The sequence below is a fragment of the Carnobacterium sp. CP1 genome (genome assembly GCF_001483965.1).
Lineage (GTDB): Bacteria > Bacillota > Bacilli > Lactobacillales > Carnobacteriaceae > Carnobacterium_A > Carnobacterium_A antarcticum.
This window is the reverse complement of sequence record NZ_CP010796.1, coordinates 1,163,129-1,180,746: the sequence shown is the minus strand read 5'-3', so window position 1 is coordinate 1,180,746 and position 17,618 is coordinate 1,163,129. Positions and strand designations below refer to the sequence as shown.

The 17,618-nt window shown below is 38.2% G+C and carries 15 protein-coding genes and 1 riboswitch; of the genes, 12 read left to right on the top strand and 3 right to left on the bottom strand.

What is annotated here, in order from left to right; genetic code table 11:
- The first annotated feature begins 12 nt into the window (after nucleotides 1-12).
- From NY10_RS05585 to NY10_RS05565, 5 genes are all read left to right on the top strand, one after another.
- On the top strand, nucleotides 13-2,106 hold the full coding sequence (locus NY10_RS05585; RefSeq protein ID WP_156413275.1) for a CocE/NonD family hydrolase: 2,094 nt from the start codon (nucleotides 13-15) through the stop codon (nucleotides 2,104-2,106).
- Between the two features lie 172 nt (nucleotides 2,107-2,278).
- A complete protein-coding gene (locus tag NY10_RS05580; protein ID WP_058919038.1) occupies nucleotides 2,279-2,863 on the top strand; it encodes a cob(I)yrinic acid a,c-diamide adenosyltransferase in 585 nt (194 codons plus the stop codon).
- Nucleotides 2,859-2,999, top strand: a riboswitch (adenosylcobalamin (AdoCbl) riboswitch). Its footprint overlaps the gene before it by 5 nt.
- 72 nt (nucleotides 3,000-3,071) lie before the next feature.
- Nucleotides 3,072-3,503, top strand: a complete 432-nt coding sequence (locus tag NY10_RS05575) for a DUF4430 domain-containing protein (protein ID WP_058919037.1) — start codon at nucleotides 3,072-3,074, stop codon at nucleotides 3,501-3,503.
- Nucleotides 3,493-4,032: an ECF transporter S component gene (locus NY10_RS05570; protein ID WP_058919036.1), complete on the top strand. Its 540-nt coding sequence runs from the start codon at nucleotides 3,493-3,495 to the stop codon at nucleotides 4,030-4,032. Before NY10_RS05575 ends, NY10_RS05570 begins: the two co-directional genes overlap by 11 nt.
- 206 nt (nucleotides 4,033-4,238) lie before the next feature.
- Nucleotides 4,239-5,147 (top strand): ROK family protein, encoded by a 909-nt coding sequence (locus NY10_RS05565; protein ID WP_058919035.1) that lies wholly within the window; start codon nucleotides 4,239-4,241, stop codon nucleotides 5,145-5,147.
- A gap of 74 nt (nucleotides 5,148-5,221) precedes the next feature.
- Here the strand turns inward: NY10_RS05565 and NY10_RS05560 are convergent, their stop codons facing one another.
- From NY10_RS05560 to NY10_RS05550, 3 genes are read right to left on the bottom strand one after another with little or no spacing between them, the layout of a single operon-like run.
- A complete protein-coding gene (locus NY10_RS05560; RefSeq protein WP_058919034.1) occupies nucleotides 5,222-5,785 on the bottom strand; it encodes a hypothetical protein in 564 nt (187 codons plus the stop codon).
- On the bottom strand, nucleotides 5,785-6,777 hold the full coding sequence (gene floA / locus NY10_RS05555) for a flotillin-like protein FloA (RefSeq protein ID WP_156413274.1): 993 nt from the start codon (nucleotides 6,775-6,777) through the stop codon (nucleotides 5,785-5,787). Before floA ends, NY10_RS05560 begins: the two co-directional genes overlap by 1 nt.
- Before the next feature lie 5 nt (nucleotides 6,778-6,782).
- Nucleotides 6,783-7,382 carry an NfeD family protein gene (locus NY10_RS05550; RefSeq protein ID WP_058919032.1) on the bottom strand — a complete coding sequence of 200 codons (600 nt, stop codon included), beginning with the start codon at nucleotides 7,380-7,382 and terminating at the stop codon, nucleotides 6,783-6,785.
- Nucleotides 7,383-7,983: 601 nt separating this feature from the next.
- Here NY10_RS05550 and NY10_RS05545 point away from each other — a divergent pair.
- The 7 genes from NY10_RS05545 (at nucleotide 7,984) to glgA (ending at nucleotide 17,518) form a co-directional block, all read left to right on the top strand.
- Entirely contained in the window at nucleotides 7,984-9,900 is a 1,917-nt protein-coding gene (locus NY10_RS05545; RefSeq protein ID WP_058919031.1) for an FUSC family protein, read from the top strand.
- Between the two features lie 81 nt (nucleotides 9,901-9,981).
- Nucleotides 9,982-10,407, top strand: coding sequence for a MarR family winged helix-turn-helix transcriptional regulator (locus NY10_RS05540; RefSeq protein ID WP_058919030.1), 426 nt, complete (start codon nucleotides 9,982-9,984; stop codon nucleotides 10,405-10,407).
- A gap of 24 nt (nucleotides 10,408-10,431) precedes the next feature.
- Complete coding sequence (locus NY10_RS05535; protein ID WP_058919029.1) at nucleotides 10,432-11,502, top strand: FUSC family protein; 1,071 nt, start codon at nucleotides 10,432-10,434, stop codon at nucleotides 11,500-11,502.
- Between the two features lie 243 nt (nucleotides 11,503-11,745).
- The gene (glgB, locus tag NY10_RS05530) at nucleotides 11,746-13,674 is read left to right on the top strand and encodes a 1,4-alpha-glucan branching protein GlgB (protein WP_082664194.1); all 1,929 of its coding nucleotides are present in this window, start codon (nucleotides 11,746-11,748) and stop codon (nucleotides 13,672-13,674) included.
- A 105-nt stretch (nucleotides 13,675-13,779) separates the two neighbouring features.
- Entirely contained in the window at nucleotides 13,780-14,928 is a 1,149-nt protein-coding gene (locus NY10_RS05525) for a glucose-1-phosphate adenylyltransferase (RefSeq protein WP_058919028.1), read from the top strand.
- Nucleotides 14,915-16,084, top strand: coding sequence for a glucose-1-phosphate adenylyltransferase subunit GlgD (gene glgD, locus NY10_RS05520; RefSeq protein ID WP_058919027.1), 1,170 nt, complete (start codon nucleotides 14,915-14,917; stop codon nucleotides 16,082-16,084). The genes NY10_RS05525 and glgD overlap by 14 nt, the downstream gene beginning before the upstream one ends.
- A gap of 6 nt (nucleotides 16,085-16,090) precedes the next feature.
- Complete coding sequence (glgA, locus tag NY10_RS05515; protein WP_058919026.1) at nucleotides 16,091-17,518, top strand: glycogen synthase GlgA; 1,428 nt, start codon at nucleotides 16,091-16,093, stop codon at nucleotides 17,516-17,518.
- Nucleotides 17,519-17,618 lie beyond the last annotated feature (100 nt).

Below are 17,618 nucleotides of genomic sequence, written 5' to 3'. Positions count from 1 at the left end.
AGGTGTTTCTCATTGGAAAAGTATCATTTGTATCAGACAGGAATTAAAGTGGCCACTTTTTCTATTGAAGCAGAAGTGAAAATCAAATTATGGGATATTTTTGCCGGAAAGTGGCAGCCAGAGATAGTATTTAATCAAGAACATGAAGAGTTTTTAAAACGCTATGTTCGTGCAGATATTGGCTTTATATTAGAGCATTTAGAGAATTATAAAGCTTTTGTTTCCGAGCAAAGTCATCCCGAATGGGTCAAAACAAGTTGGGGAAGTATCTATTCAGAATGGACCCTGAATCTTTGGGCAGAACGACAAAAAAATGAGCCGCTGGATATTGTTATTCAAGATCAGCAATTTGTTGGTTTGGTAACGACCAATAGAGAATTCACAACTGTTTTTATTAAAGAAGGTCATGAAGATGCGACTATTCTAAAAGAATGGAAAGAACATCAGCTGATGGTAGATCAGCCGTATGGAGTAAAGAAAATGGATAATGCTATGGTCAAAATGCGCGATGGCGTTCATTTATCGACCGAAATCTGGCTGCCTGACTCAGAAAAGACTTCTTATCCCGTTATCATGGCCAGAACTCCTTATGGAAAAGAACGGTATTCTGAAAGCCATTATCGCTTTGTACAGCGAGGGTATGCAGTCGTACTCCAAGATGTACGCGGTCGGAATGATTCAGAAGGAAACTATACCAGCATGGCTCATGAACGTGAAGATGGGGACGATACACTTAACTGGCTGGTTCAGCAAGAATGGTGTGATGGAGAGATTGGAATGCTAGGCGGTTCATATGGCGGTTTTGTTCAATGGGCTGCAGCATCTTCTGGAAATCCGCATTTAAAAGCATTGGTCAGTATTGTGACAGCTGGGAGCCCATTTGTGGATATGCGTCGTAAAGGCGGAGCCCTTATTTCTGGTGGAATTCCTTTAGGTTTTGCTTTATCAGAGAAAAAATTTAATCCAGACTTGATGATACGCGAGGACTGGGCTGAATTAATGAAAATCCGGCCATTAGAAAAAATAGCTGAAGTTGGTCTTGGGCACCCGCTTGAAAGCTTCAATGAAGCACTTAAACACAAATCTTATGATGAGTATTGGGATACAATGAACTGGTTTGCGCGTAAAGAAGCCATTAACGTACCAGCCTTAATTATTTCAGGTTGGTACGATGACAATGGTGCTGGCACAACAGAAGCTATTCAGGTAACAACTGCTTATCCAAAGAATAAACGTAAAATCATCTTAGGACCTTGGCTGCACAAAGGCAATGCTAATCGCGATTTGGGAGAGATTGCTTTAGGCAATGCTGCATTAAGGCATGATATTGATTTACAGCATCTCTTGTGGTTTGAACGCTTTTTGAAAAATAACGACAATGGTGTAGACACTAGACCTGCCATTGAATACTATACTGTTAATGAAAATAAATGGAAAACTGCCACCCAGTGGCCTCCTGAATTTACCCAAGAAGAGACTTATTATTTAACCAGTACACATGACGCGAGAAGCTCATCTGGAGATGGCAAGCTGATCAAAGCGAAATCTGAAAAAGAAAAAGAAGATTATTTCACCTACGATCCCGATCATCCTGTACCGCATTTGATTAATTTATCAGAAAATGAGATTTGTTTTCCAAATGATTATCATGCAGTTGAAAAACGCCAAGATGTTCTTTGTTATACAACGGAACCTTTTGTTTCTGAAACGACCATTACAGGTCAAATCAAAGTAGGCTTTTACGCTAAAAGTACAGCAGTCGATACAGATTGGGTAGTTCGCTTAACAGATGTTTCTACTAATGGAACTTCAACCAACTTAGCAGAGGGAATATTATGTGCCCGTTTTAGAGAAAGTTTTAGCCAGCCCTCTTATCTTGTTCCAAATGAAGTCTATTATTATGAGATCGAAACATCTAAAATTTCTAACCAATTCTTTTCTGGTCACCAATTAAGATTGGATATTACAAGTAGCGCGGAGAATTATATTTTCCCGCACAGCAATACGAAAAAAGGTCCAAATGCAGTTAAAACGATTCCTGCTGATCAGACCATTCTTTCGGGAGGAAAATACCCTTCTAAACTCACTCTGATGGTAGAAAAATAAATGTTAAAGAAGTTCGAATTCTTACTTGTTGGTAGCAGCTAGTTAAAATTTGAACTTCTTTTCTTTTTAGCTAAAAAGAAATAAAAACACATTATGTAGTGGTTGAAAATGAAATCAATATGATATATAGTGATTTAGAGAGAAAGGGTAAAAAGAAAGAGGTGAACATTAAATGCAAATCTATACAAAAAGAGGCGACTACGGAAATACAAATATCATTGGCGGCCGTACCGTCAAAAAAGATTCTGTACGAGTAGAAGCCTATGGGACGATTGATGAAGCCAATTCTTTGATCGGATACATAATCAGTCAGATGAGCGAACAAGACGAATCTTTAAAAAGTGAACTAATTGAACTGCAGCACAGTTTATTTGATTGCGGGACAGATTTGGCGACCCCCCACGGGAAAAAAGACTATAAGGTAACAGAAGAAATGATCAAATGGATTGAATCGCGAATCGATGTTTATGCAGAAATTCCAGATGCAATCGAATCTTTTGTTTTGCCAGGCGGTCATCCCGTTGCGAGTTTACTGCATTTGGCTAGGACGACCGTTAGAAGAGCTGAACGGCGCATTGTCAGTTTAGCAGCAGTAGAAGAAATAAATCTTCATGTCGGCATTTTTATCAATCGTTTGTCAGATTATTTGTTTGCTGCAGCACGGTTGGTCAACCATCAAGCAAGCGTAAAAGAAACCTTGTATGAAAGAGGCGGAAAAGTTTTCCATACATCTTTAACAAAAAAAGATATCCGCTAAAATTGAATAAGCTATTGAAAACTGGAAGTTGGTGAAAATCCAACACGGTCCCGCCACTGTAAAAAGCAGCCGCTTTGAGTCAGGTCTTTTTTCAATTGCTTTTGAACCGACTGTTTCGAGGCAGAACAGACGGGTGTCCAACAAGATTCTGCCTTGTTGTTTTTTTTGTCTCAAAAAGCTTACTATTATTGATTTGGAGGAAGAAAAAATGAAATTAAAATTAAAATTAAAATTAGGTTTGGTTGTTGCAGCTTCATTAGCATTGGTGGCTTGCAGCGATACCAATCAACCAGCAGGAAATGAAAGCAGTTCAGTCGCTTCAAGTGAGATGACCGCCACAAGTTCGGCTGTAGAAACAGTAGCGGTATCGATCAATGTCCAAGAAGCAGGCGAAGATCTACCTGATGCAAATAAAGAAATAAAAGCAGAAGCAGGCGAAACCTTGCTAGAAGCCATGGAAAAGAACTATGACATTACCGAAAAAGAAGGGTTTATTTCTGCTGTTGAAGGACATGAACAGGACGATAAAGCAGGGAAATACTGGCTATACACTGTCAATGGCGAACAAGCTGCTGTAGGGGCAGCAGACTATATTTTAGAAGATGGCGACACTATCGTGTGGAACTTAGATGGCATGTAAATCTAAACCATTGTCTATTCAACGAATGACGTTACTCGCCATGATGACGACACTTTGCCAAGTGAGCCGGTTAGTATTTCAATTCTTGCCAAATGTCCAACCCGTGACCGTTATCTTAATCATTTTGACCCTTTCATTGGGAATCAGCGACGGCATGATCGTAGCTGTTTTATCTATTTTTATTTCCAATATTACATTAGGCATGGGGGTATGGACACTTGCTCAAATGATTTCATTTGTTTTTCTTGTCTTGCTGACAGGACTAGTCGTCAAACCGTTTTTTACACGCATTCCGTTTGTGTTCATGGTTTTTTACGCCACGTTGTCTGGGTATCTGTATGGTTTTATTATTTCACTTGTACAAGCGCCTTTCTTTGGCATTCAAAACATCTGGGTCTATTATATTTCTGGTCTGCCGTTCGACACCCTGCATGCTATAGGGAATGGAGGATTTTACCTGATATTAGCTCCGATTTTATTTCCATTGCTGAAAAGATTCACTGAAAAGTATTTTGCTGAAAAGAATTGATGAGTTTAAGTAACAGCAGTTTAAAGAGGAAACTAACTTTAAACTGCTGTTACTTTTTTCATTTAAACATATGGTAGACTATAGGAGTAAGAGCAATAGGGCTCGTAGATGAAAAATGTTAGCGATACCATGTTATAATGTTGGCATAGGAAAAGCTAGGGCAATCAAATCCCTAGCAGCTAAATGACAGTAGGGAAGGTGAAGAGATGACTCAGTATTTAGGAATGGATATTGGCGGAACGGAAATTAAGTATGGTCTTATCAATCATGACGGAGAAATCAATGAAACTCAAAGAAAAAAAACGCCCATGGATTCATTAGACCATTTTATTGAAGAAATTGGAGACATTTACGATGCTTTTGCGGATGAAATCGAAGGAATGGCCATTAGCATGCCAGGGATCATTCATTCAAAAACGGGCTATGCTGTTCATGGCGGAACATTGGAATACATTAAAAATATGAATATGGTGGAATTACTCGAAAGTCGGTGTCCAACCACTATTCATATAGAAAATGATGGCAAAGCAGCGGCTTTAGGGGAGTTATGGAAAGGCTATTTTCAAGGGATTCAAAATGGTGTGATCTTAGTTTTAGGAACAGGCATTGGAGGCGGAATCTTGATCAACGGGCAAGTGTTGAAAGGAACCCATCACTCAGCTGGAGAATTTTCTTTTATAAAAACCAATGTGGATAAAAGCGATGATCAAGATTACATGTTTGGTTTTCAAAATGGGTTAAGAAAATTATTTAAAACTGTTTCAAAACGAAAAGATACTCTGCTAGAAGAAATCGATGGCCATTTAGTCTTTCAACTTGCTGAAGAAGGCGATCCCGTTATTTTAGAATGCTTAAATGCCTATTGCCGAACGTTAGCAGTACAAATTTTTAATTTTCAGACCATCTTAGATCCTGAAAAAATATTGATCAGCGGTGGAATCAGTAAAGCACCGTTACTGATCGAGTTGATCAAAAAAAATGTTGCCGAAGTTTTTCAAGAAAAAAACACAGAATTATTTTATGCACCAATTATTGAAAAAAGTAAAAACGGCAACAGAGCCAACATTATTGGAGCTTTGTACAATTACAAATTAAATGAAGGACTTTCTTTTTGATAGTTATTCTTACCTATATTAATAAAAACAGCTTCAAACCCAAGGATTTAATCTTTGGTTTGAAGCTGTTTTTGTTAACGATAAGGGCGCATAGCACGTGGTTTATCAATGATCTCTTTGTAAACCACAGCTTTCAATAGTTCTTTTTGAAAAGGCACTTGTTTTTTTTGCTTATTTACGCGTTTTTCTGATTGAACAAAAGCTTTAGCTTTTTGCTGCATATCTTTTGAGACGGTTTTTGCAATCCGTTCCCTATCTTGTGCTTCAGTCTGCAGTTGATGTTGCGTGACTAAGGGCTGAGCACTTTTACGGTGGCTTTGCTTAGTGGTGATATGTTGATCGTAATTACGCGCTGGACGTTGTGTTCGCGTTGTTTGTTGCTTAACAGCACGTGTCTCTTTTTGAACAGCCTTATTCCGTTGTTGCGCCGGCGTATTTCTTAACCGACGTGTTTCTTGTTCTACTTCAGTCTTAAGTGTTTGGTATTTTGCCAAAACTTCTTTTGACCGCGGCTTATTTCCTTGGGTTTTTGAATTGGAAGCCTGCTGTTTAAGAAGCGCACCTCCGATTGACTGTATTACTGAAATAATGAGAATGATAGGAACTAAAAGACTTAATAAACCAATAATTGTGTCCATTATTGATCACGATCACTTTCGCCTAACCCAGAAATGGAATCTCTCATAGAGGTATCCGCATTGATGTTTTTCATATTGTAATAATCCATCACGCCTAATTTACCAGCTTTTAAAGCTTCCGCTAATGCCAATGGAACTTCCGCTTCCGCTTCAACTACACGAGCACGCATTTTTTGAACTTCAGCAAGCATTTCTTGTTCTTGTGCAATGGCCATTGAACGTCTTTCTTCCGCTTTTGCTTGAGCAATGTTTTTATCTGCTTCGGCTTGTTCCATTTGCAGGCTGGCACCAATATTACGTCCAACATCGATATCTGCGATATCGATAGACAAGATTTCAAAGGCAGTACCTGAGTCTAACCCTTTTCTCAAGACAGTTTTTGAGATAGAATCAGGATTTTCTAAAACGTCTGTGTGTTTCGCAGCACTACCGACTGTGGTAACAATTCCTTCGCCAACACGAGCGATGATAGTTTCTTCACCGGCTCCTCCAACTAATCGTTCAATGTTCGCACGAACGGTTACTTTAGCACGGGCTTTGACTTCAATTCCGTTCATTGCCATAGCAGCAATTTGCGGTGTTTCGATAACTTTTGGATTAACACTGACTTGAACCGCTTCGAATACGTTCCGACCAGCTAAATCAATAGCTGCTGCTTGTTTAAAAACTAAATCAATATTAGCACGTTGAGCAGCAATCAGGGCATCGATAACTTGGTTGATATCCCCGCCGGCTAAATAGTGAGCTTCCAATTCATTGATATCAATGTCTAAGCCAGCTTTAGTAGCTTTGATCAAAGGACGAATAATATTTTGGGGAGCAACTCTTCTTAAACGCATCCCTACTAATGTTCCGATAGAAACTTTCACTCCAGAAAAATAAGCTGTTACCCATAACCCCACTGGAACAAATCGGAAAAACATACTTAAAATGACAATAACGATAATTGCAATAATCCCAATACCGATTAAACTACTTGTTTCATTTTCCATACTGATTACACTCTCCTAACAATTATTTTAGAACCTTCAACTTTGATCACTTCAACAGGTGTATCAAATTCAATTTGTTCCCCGGAACTTAACACATCTAGTTCTTTGTCGTCAAACTTAACTTTACCTGTAGGTCTTAAAGTCGTCGTTGTGACACCTTTTTTCCCTAGGTATTCAGAATAATCTTTGCTGCTGGAATAACCGCTGATTCGATCCAAATTATTTTCCAGTACCAATTTATTTAAATTTCCAAAAGAATATCCATTTTTTAACAACACGATAGCTAAAATGACAGCCACTAAACCGGCCACACTTAAATCAATCAAACTTTTTCCGATATTTTGGTCATAAGTGAGATAAATACCGCCAAAAAGCAAGATGCCGCCTAAAATGCCTGCAACTCCAAAATTTGGAATGAACACTTCAAGTATCATTAATAGGATACCTAAAATAAATATAGTGATGGGAAACCATTCGCCGCTTCCATTCAATAAAAAGTACCCCGCAAAACTCCCGAGTGCCAATATGCCGCCTAATACATAATGAGGAGTTAAACCGACAACCACTAAACCAACAAAACCTAGACTTAAGAGCAAGATATTCAAATTTTTCACCTCCTTCAAAAACAGACATGTCTTTTTTTATAATGAATTCACTCATCCACTGAAAGTTACCGTAACTAATTTTCTGAATCTTGCTATTTAAGAGTGAAGGACAAAAAAACAATAGCATTTTAAGCCTCAAACAGCCTGTGTATTTCTTTTGCAAGAAATGTCTATAGTTTATTTTACCATTCTTAAGACATTTACGCACTTATGAATAAAAAAACATTGTTTTGATTTTACGTAACTACATAAATCAAAAAATAGAACCGTTAGTTTGGATGGCCGAGTAAGACAAGCGCCAAACAAATAGCTAACTTTCAATATTTTAAGTTAAATAAAGATTGAAAGGCTTTAAAAAAGGAATTTTTGAGTAGAAAGGATCAGTTGTTTTTTATTTAAGGAGGTATTTAGCAGAGATACTAAAAATAGCAGAATCTTTTTTTATAAAGAGAAAAAAAGATTGTTCTCTTTACGAATTAAAGGTATAATTGTTGTGACAACAGTTGTTAGGACAACCAATTTCAGGGCTTGATTTTAGCAAGAGTTTAAACACATTTATTCAAAATACCAATGAACACAATAAAAACAAACGAAGAAGGAAGTGGAACCTATACGCACGAATTTAGAAGCATTCAAAAAAAAGATGTTTGATACGTTGCCTTATCTTTGCTTAGGAATCATTTTATTTGCGACGATTATTTTATTTTTTGGCAGCGCCAATGCGGTAATCGGAATAATCTTTTTGTTTTTCGCAAAAGGAGCAGTCCATTCTGCGTTTACTATAGAAAGTCATTTGACAAGCGGCTTTTTATTTTTATTAATGGCCGTACTCGGTACTTTTGCAACGATGGGTTACTTAACGTCTATCGTGTTAAATTTTTTGGTTTTCTTTTTGTTGATTTTCGTTTATTCAGATGATTTTGCACCAAAAAATTATTTTTTATTCGGATTAGAATTTGTGTTAATGCAAATGAATCCGGGAACTTTTGACATGTTATTAAATAGAAGCTTTGCAGTATTATATGGTTTTGCTGTCACAACCTTATTTATCATTGTTGCGAAACGGTTGAAAAAAGAACCGGCAGAAAATCCATTGATAAAGAAAGGGTTTGCTGTCATTTCCAATCAGCTGAACAGCTTATCAAAAGGGGAATTATCTCAGCTGCATGCTGGGGAAATCTTTGACATTGCCTCAAAATATTGTGCGGTAGAATACAATACTGTTTTTAAACAGAATGGTTTGATGTCTGGAAAAGAGAAAAACAGATTTCAGTTAGTGCTTTGTTTGGAACAACTTGGACAATTAATCAATGAAGCAAAGCTTCATTATGAAGAGTTGGATCAAGCCGACCGGTCATATTTTTATGATCTAAGCAAACTTTTTGAAAATAGTATGACCCGAGACAAATTAATATCACAATTGGAACATTTTTTGAAGAACTCTCATTTACAAGATTCGCATCTGAATTCAGATTGGAGATTACTGCTTCAGAGTTTGATCAAAACACTCCATGCAAAAACTGAAAAAGTAAACCACACAGCAACCGTTAAAAATAAATTAGCGTATAAAGGCAGTCAGTTAAAGCAACATTGGGGATTTCACTATTTTCAATTTCGTTTTGCAATACAAAAATCCTTGATCTTAGCTTTTTCTTTTGCTTTAGCAAACGCATTGCCTTTTTCTAATAGTTATTGGATTCCAATTATGGTTTATACAACCATTGGCGCTTATCCTGATGAAGCCTTTAAAAGTGCTGTGACACGTGTGGGAGGAACACTGGCGGGTCTCGCTTGTTTCGTTCTGGTGACCCAATTTATTCCAGTAAATATTCGCTTATTCGTTGTTTTATTCATCGGATTAACGATTATATTATCGACAACCAATGTTTTTATTACCATGATAGCAGGGACTCAAATGGCGGTATCCAGTATTGCACCTGTTTTTGATACCATTCCTTCCATTTTATTACGTTTTGCGTGCGTTATTGTGGGCGCAGTGATAGCTGTTGTTGGCGGAAGACTTATTTTACGTGCCAATCGTGATGATAATTACCAAGCTAAGTTAAATGAACTGTTGCAGATTGATAACCAGCTGGTGACGGAATTAAATCACGCACTGGAACAGGGCATGAGAGGCAACCATGTTAGCGAGCTGATTTTATCGTTGCATTTAACAACCAATGAGCTCCTCAAAGCTATGCCTCGTCGAAAAATGATTGATAAAGTACAATTAGCTAAATTAATTATCTATAACCGAAGCTTTTTGAAAGAAGTTTTGCTTATCTTTATGAGTTTAGATTTATCGAAAACGGACAAAGAGAATTCTGAAACTATTCAAGAAGCCCTTATTGTGCTCGAGCACTTGCTGGCAACTAAGACTGAAGTCCAAAAAGAGTCAGAAATTTATTCAGCTTATATTGAAAAAGCCAAATCAAAAACAAACTTAGATTACAGAATCGCTAAATGCAGTCTTGCTTTTCAGCAAATCAGGGGAAAAGTACATTTGTCTGGTGATTAATCTAAGAAAATTGCCGTTTTATGAAGCGAAAAGAAAACAAGAGCAGTGTCTAATGCTGCTAAGCCTAAAGGAGGCAAAGAGGTGAATACCAACAATTATTTTTTATCGTTTCGTACAGCAGTCGTTTCTAAAAAAATGCATCTTTTTGTAATGCGTCAATTGGCACCATTAGATATCACGCCCGAACAATGGGCCGTTCTTAGTGCGATCAAAGAAACAGAAAATACATCCCAAAGGATATTAGCAGAATTGACTGAGAAAGATCGGCCAACAGTGAACCGAATCATGGATGTTTTATTAAGGAAAGAATTAGTGAAAAAATGTGTTGATGAAAAAGACCGACGTAAAACCATTATTTCACTGACAGAGTTAGGTATTAAAAAAATTGAAGCCATTTCTCTCGTTATTAAAAAAGCATTAACCGAAATGTTTAAAGGTTTGACGGAAAGCGAAATCGAACATTTTTTAAGTACGCTGCAATTAATAGAAAAAAATATCGAAGAATAGTTAGAATATGGAAGAGGGGAATTGATGAAGAAAACAGTAATAGAACTATGGAAAATGAAAAAAACCAATGACCCCATCTTGCGTGTCATCGGGGCAGGGTTTTGTATGGGGATCCCCTTGTTTTTGGGACTGTATTTAGGCAACATGCAGATTGGAACGTTCGGTTGTTTTGGGGCATTTGCTTTTTTATCTTATCAGCCTTTGCCGTTAAAAAAATTGATTCAACGTATTGTAACGGTGGGGCTAGCTATTTTAACAGCTTTTTTCTTCGGTATGTTGGCGACTCTGATTCCTTGGACGATTCCGATCGTGATCAGTTTGGTGAGTTTGATTGGATTTATGGTTTGCCGGGCTTTTAAAATACCCAATCCAGGCCCTTTTTTTGTGATTATGGTTTGCTCAATGGGAACAGGTATGAAGTTGCATTTTCCAGAAATTTTGCAAGCTGTTGCTTATGCTGGTATCGGTGTTTTGTCAGCAGTTGTAATGGCAGCAATCGTTGGTTATATCAATCAGAATTGGTTGCATCGCGAGGTAATAGTTATTACTGCAACCAAGCATGAATTGATACTAGACACTGTTGAAAATGATTCTAGAATGTTATTGTCAGCAATACACGATGCTGGAATTATTTTCTTTGCGGCTTATATCGGCCAGTCGCTTGATTTGGGAAACCCTTATTGGATCACGATTTCTTGTGCGGCCGTATTGCAGGGAAGAGATTTAAAGATGGTGTTTCACCGCAATATCCAACGAATCGTTGGCGGGATGGTCGGTTTGTTTATCGGAGCCCTTTTGTTGAATCTGCATTTGCCGGTCTGGCAAGTCGTTCCGATCATCGTACTATTAAATCTGTTCGTAGAATTCTGTATGGGTCGTAATTATGGCATTGCTAATTTTTTTACAACACCGTTGTCTTTATTGTTAGCTAATCTGTCACGCGAACAGTTTGCGATGGACCTAGTTGAGTACCGGTTTTGGGGAATCGTATTGGGAAGTTTAATTGGTCTTGCCGGAGCTTTTTTAATTACTTACAGTCTTAAAATGTATGATAAAGAATTGTCGATCATCCAACTAATGAATAAAAAAGACTAAAGAGATTTCCAAGCATAGGGATTTATGTTTGGAATTTTTTTTAGTTGAAAATAAAAAGAAAGCGTTATCAATAAAAATGCGGTATACTAATAGTATAGAAAAGAAACAACGGGAATTATTCTTTAGGAGCTTTTTTTACGATTCCATACAAAAGTAGTATCTTTTCTGGTATCATTAAAATATAGTGATAATATGATGAGTATAGTTCTTTTTTTGTTCAATATATTGAAAGGGGTCCTGTAAATGGTTAAACAAGTTAGTAAGGAAACATATGAAGCAGCTTTAGCTAAAGAGTTGTATTTATTTAATATAGGACAGCATTTCGACAGCTATTTAGTTTTGGGATGTACAGCTGAAGTTTTTGATCACGTTGCAGGTTTTCGTTTTACTGTTTGGGCACCACATGCACAAAGCGTTGCTGTAGTAGCAGATTTTTGTGATTGGACAGAAGGTTTGCCAATGGAGAAAGTAGATGAAACAGGGGTTTGGACCCTGTTTAGTCAAAATGCTCAAGAAGGACAATGTTATAAATACCGTATTGAACAAGCAAATGGCGAAGTGAAACTTAAAATCGATCCATACGCTCATGAATTTGAAGTACGTCCAAAAGATGCTTCGATCGTAAAAGCTTTACCAGAAAAAAAATGGAAAGACCATTTATGGATGGCCAATAAAAAACGGCGCACAGCAACAGAAAGGCCGTTAAATATCTATGAGGTGCATTTAAGTTCATGGAAATGCCATGCAGATGGATCCTGGTATAGCCTACCGGAATTACAAGACGAATTGATTCCTTATGTTAAAGAAATGGGGTATACCCATATTGAGTTTATGCCGTTGATGGAACACCCGCTAGATGCTTCGTGGGGATATCAACTGACTGGGTATTACGCTGTATCTTCTAAGTTTGGGAAAATGGAAGAGCTGCAAAACTTTGTTGAAGCAGCTCATCAAGCAAATGTCGGCGTTATTATGGACTGGGTTCCAGGACACTTTAACCGCAATGATTATGGCATGGCTTACTTTGACGGTACTCCGCAGTTTGAATACACCGATAGCAACAAAGCCCAAAATTTCAGATGGGGTACAATGAATTTTGATTTAGGCAAAGCACAAGTTCACAGTTTTTTGATTTCCAATGCTTTGTTTTGGTTAGAACAGTTTCACTTAGACGGTTTACGTGTAGATGCTGTTTCCAGCATGTTGTATCTAGATTATGATGAAGGCCCATGGATTCCGAATGAAGATGGCAGCAACCATAACCGTGAAGGAGTCAGTTTTATCCAAAAATTAACGACAACCGTTTTTGAACGCCATCCGGAAACGCTTATGATTGCGGAAGAAAGTACTGCATGGGCCAAAGTAACCGCACCAGCCGCTCAAGGCGGTCTAGGCTTTAATTACAAATGGAATATGGGCTGGATGAACGACACCTTAAAATTCTTCGAAATGGATCCACTTTTGCGAAAACACCACTTTAACTTAATTACTTTTTCGTTTATGTATGCGTTTAATGAAAAATTTATTTTGCCTTTCTCACATGATGAAGTTGTCCATGGGAAAAAATCTCTGATGCATAAAATGCCTGGCGATCGCTACAATCAATTTGCTGGTTTACGGACAATGGAAGCTTACAAGATGGCTCATCCCGGGAAAAAGTTAGATTTTATGGGAAATGAGTTTGGTCAATTTTTAGAATGGCGAGTTCATTCAGAATTGGAATGGAGCAGTCTGGAAGATGAAATGAACCGCAAACACCGCTATTTTATGCAGACACTCAATGAACTGTATAAAAAAGAACGAGCTTTTTGGGAAATAGACCACGAAGCTTCAGGTATAGAAATTTTGGATGCGGATAACGCAGAAGAAACAATTTTGACATTCTTGCGCAAAGGCAAAAAAGCTCGTGATTTCTTAATCGTTATTTGTAACTTTGTTCCTATTGAACGACGCCATATGAAGGTTGGCGTACCTTACGAAGGTCAATATGAAGAGGTGCTGAATACAGAGATGATTGAGTTTGGCGGCGTTTGGACAAAGGGGCAAGGAACCTTAAAAACGGCTAAAGAGCCCATGAATGGTTATGACTATTCAGTAGAACTGATTTTACCAGCGATGAGTGTGGTGATTTTACGGCCTAAACGAGTGATGGGAGTACCAAAAATGAACTAGAAAAATAGAAGCAATGGTTGGATTGCACCAATGGTTAATTATAGAAGAAAACATAAAAGGAGGGATGAGGAAGAATAAGGTTTTTCTATTCTTCCGACCATTATTATGAGAACAGAAACGTTAGCTATGATTCTAGCAGGTGGACAAGGAACGCGTTTAGGAAAATTGACGAAAGAAATTGCAAAACCAGCAGTACCGTTTGGAGGAAAGTATCGGATCATTGATTTTGCTTTAAGCAATTGCGTTAACTCAGGTATTAAAAATGTCGGAGTAGTGACACAATATCAGCCAAGAGAACTAAACAGCCACGTTGGCAATGGAGCTGCTTGGGGTCTGAATATTCATAATGGAGGCGCAACGATCCTTCAACCCTATTCTAGTGTAGAAGGAGAAAAGTGGTTCAAAGGAACAGCTCATGCTATTTACCAAAACATTGATTTTATCGATCGTCACAATCCAGAATACGTATTGATTCTTTCAGGAGACCACATTTATAAAATGGATTACCAAGAAATGCTGGCTTTCCATAAAATGAAGAAAGCGGCTTTAACAGTCGGCGTGATCCCTGTTCCAATCGAAGAAGCGCCGCGTTTTGGTATTATGAATACCGACCAAACAGGACGGATCATTGAATTTGAAGAAAAACCCAAAGAGCCAAAAAGCAATTTAGCTTCCATGGGAGTCTATATTTTTGATTGGGCCATGTTGAAAAAATACCTGATCGATAACCAAGCTAAAGAGCGGACGATGGAAGATTTTGGACAACACGTTATTCCTGCTTACTTAAGAAATAACGAAAATGTCTTTGCATATGCCTTTAGAGATTATTGGAAAGACGTAGGGACCATTGAAAGTCTCTGGGAAGCGAATATGGAATTTTTAGATCCGACGCATGCTTTGAATATCCGGAATTCAGACTGGCGCATTTATTCACAGAACCCTTCTGCACCGCCGCAATTTTTAACAGCTGCTTCCAACGTCACGAATGCGATGATTGTTGACGGATGTTATGTAGCGGGAGAAGTGGCGCATTCCATTTTGTCTCATAACGTCAAAATCGGAAAAGGGTCGGTTGTGAAAGACAGTTTTATAATGGCAGATGTGACTATTGGGGAAAACGTTACAATAGAGTACGCTATTGTTGGCGAACATGCCAGAATTCATGATGGAGCTCAGATCATTGGAAAAGAAAAAGAAATTGCGGTTGTTGGATACAGTGAAGAGATCGGGGGACTAAAAGATGAAGAAGCATAAAGTATGTGCTATTTTAAATTTAAATGAAGACGGTTCAAGGTTGGCGCCCTTAACCGATACACGGCCGATTACCTCATTGCCCTTCGGCTGCCGGTATCGATTAATTGATTTTCCTTTTACAAGTTTACACAGTGCTGAAATCGAATCAGCTGCTTTTTTCTTGACGGGAAATGGACGTTCTTTGCACGATCATATTCGCAGCGGAGCTTCTTGGGGATTAGATTCTTCTATTGGCGGAGGATTGTTTCCTCATACGGAGATTGATATAAAAGAAGCTGTGGAAACTCATCAACCGAACCAGCTAAGCAGTTTTTATCATGACCAAATCCATTATGTTGTCCGTTCAAAAGCAGATTATGTTGTTGTGATGGGCAGCAAGATGTTGTGCAATATTGACATTCAACCGCTCTTGCATTACCACCAAGAAAAAGGATCCGATGTGACGATCATGTATAAAAATGTGCCAAAAGAAACGTGCACAGCAAGTGCTGCAGAATCTCATTTTTCTTTTGATGCTGAAGGAACGGATAGAATTACTGGCATCAACTTGGTTAGTCACACTCCTGAAGAAGTGGGGAGAGTTGCTTTGAGCATGGGAATTGCCATTATGCGTTCTGAGAAATTCATTGAATTGACGACTGAAGCTGGCAAACAAAACTTAAAAGGGGATACGTTGCTGTTGGTGAAAAACCAATTGGAACACAATAAAGTTTACGGATATGAGTACACTGGGTATTTAAAAGACATCGATGATATTCAAAGTTACTTTGATGCAAACATGGACATGTTAAATGAAGATAACTACAACGCATTGTTTAACCGTGGCGATGCTATCATTACAAAAGTTAAAAATGGTGCGCCAACCTTTTATTCTAAAGAAGCTGAAGTTAAGAATGCTCAATTCGCGAGTGACTGTTTCATTGAAGGAAAAGTAGAAAACTCATTGATTTTCCGTAAAGTGAAAGTGGCTAAAGGAGCTGTGATCGATCACTCAGTCGTGATGCAAGGCAGCGAGATTGGCGAAGGATCTCACTTAGAATACGTGATCTTAGATAAAGGAGTAAAAGTCGGCGCGGGGGTCAGTCTTAAAGGAACTCCTGAAGACGTTTTAGTGATCAAGAAAAATGCAGTGATCGAAGCAGAGAAAGGGGCTTAAGCTCTGATGAAAGTATTATTTGCAGCAGCTGAATGTGCACCTTTTTTTAAAACAGGGGGCTTAGGCGATGTAGCCGGTGCGCTGCCGAAAGAATTAAAAAAACAAGGAATTGATGTAGCCGTCGTTTTGCCATTTTATACGACGATGCCGCAACTATATAAAGACCAATTAGAAGATGTCATGCAGTTTGAAGTGAAAGTCGGCTGGCGTAATCAGTTTTGCGGCATAAAAAAATTAATAAAAGATAATGTAACATATTATTTTATTGATAATCTTTATTACTTTGATCGTCCTAGTATTTATGGTTTTGACGACGACGGCGAGCGGTATGCTTTTTTCGCACAAGCTATTTGTGAAATGATGGAAAAAATTGAGTTTATACCAGATGTATTGCACGTAAATGACTGGCACACTGCCATTATTCCGGTCTTGTTGAAAGATAAATACCACTGGATCAAGCAATACAAAGAGATCAAAACGATGTTGACCATTCATAATCTTCAATTTCAAGGTATTTACAATCAAGCTGTTTTATCTGATTGGTATGGAATTGGTTATAATGCCTTTCACGAACAGGGGCTGAAGTATTATGAAGATGTCAATTGTTTAAAAGGCGGTATATTTTTTGCAGATCATGTCACTACTGTTAGTCCAACATATGCTCAAGAAATTCAAACCGCTTATTTTGGCGAAGGTTTAGATGGTGTTTTACGCCAAAATAATTACAAATTAAGCGGCATTTTAAACGGAATTGATTACGATGTTTTCAATCCAGCAACGGATGACAAGATTGAAGCTCACTTTTCGATCGATGATCGAAGCGGTAAAGCTTTGGATAAAGCTTTACTGCAAGAGCGCGTTGGTTTGCCAATTGAACCTGAAGTGCCTTTGATGTCGATGGTGAGTCGTTTGACAACGCAAAAAGGATGCCATTTATTGCAAGAAAAAATGGATGAACTGATGCAGCGAGATATCCAAGTCTTGATTTTGGGTACAGGAGAAACGGAATACGAAGAAAGTTTCCGTTACTTTACTTGGCGTTATCCGGATAAGTTTAAAGTCATCGTTGATTTTGATACGACGTTAGCACAGCAGATTTATGCCGGCAGCGATTTGTTTATAATGCCTTCAGCTTTTGAACCCTGCGGCTTGTCTCAGCTTTATTCGCTTCGTTATGGAACATTGCCTATCGTGCATGAAACAGGCGGCTTAAAAGACACTGTTGAGCCGTACAATGCTGTTACAGGCAAAGGAACAGGTTTTAGTTTCTACGATTATCGAGGTCATGTAATGCTCAAGACCATTGATCAAGCCTTAACCGTTTACTATGATGAACCTGATCAGTGGGACAGTTTGATCGAACAAGCAATGCAGCAGGATTTCAGTTGGGAAAAATCAACTGAAAGCTATATTGAACAGTACAAAGCATTGTAACAGCTGGAAATGCTGTTACTGCGAATTTCGTAGCAATTGAAAGAGCCCTGATTATTGAATAGCCGAAGGAGAAAATCTGACTGTGTTCAAAATTGGGGCT

Bases quoted from the DNA above. Each gene is read 5' to 3' on its own strand.
- NY10_RS05580 (WP_058919038.1), top strand. From the start codon at position 2,279: ATGCAAATCTATACAAAAAGAGGCGACTACGGAAATACAAATATCATT.
- NY10_RS05575 (WP_058919037.1), top strand. From the start codon at position 3,072: ATGAAATTAAAATTAAAATTAAAATTAGGTTTGGTTGTTGCAGCTTCA.
- NY10_RS05570 (WP_058919036.1), top strand. From the start codon at position 3,493: ATGGCATGTAAATCTAAACCATTGTCTATTCAACGAATGACGTTACTC.
- NY10_RS05565 (WP_058919035.1), top strand. From the start codon at position 4,239: ATGACTCAGTATTTAGGAATGGATATTGGCGGAACGGAAATTAAGTAT.
- NY10_RS05560 (WP_058919034.1), bottom strand. From the start codon at position 5,785: ATGGACACAATTATTGGTTTATTAAGTCTTTTAGTTCCTATCATTCTC.
- floA (WP_156413274.1), bottom strand. From the start codon at position 6,777: ATGGAAAATGAAACAAGTAGTTTAATCGGTATTGGGATTATTGCAATT.
- NY10_RS05535 (WP_058919029.1), top strand. From the start codon at position 10,432: ATGAAGAAAACAGTAATAGAACTATGGAAAATGAAAAAAACCAATGAC.
- glgB (WP_082664194.1), top strand. From the start codon at position 11,746: ATGGTTAAACAAGTTAGTAAGGAAACATATGAAGCAGCTTTAGCTAAA.
- NY10_RS05525 (WP_058919028.1), top strand. From the start codon at position 13,780: ATGAGAACAGAAACGTTAGCTATGATTCTAGCAGGTGGACAAGGAACG.
- glgD (WP_058919027.1), top strand. From the start codon at position 14,915: ATGAAGAAGCATAAAGTATGTGCTATTTTAAATTTAAATGAAGACGGT.
- glgA (WP_058919026.1), top strand. From the start codon at position 16,091: ATGAAAGTATTATTTGCAGCAGCTGAATGTGCACCTTTTTTTAAAACA.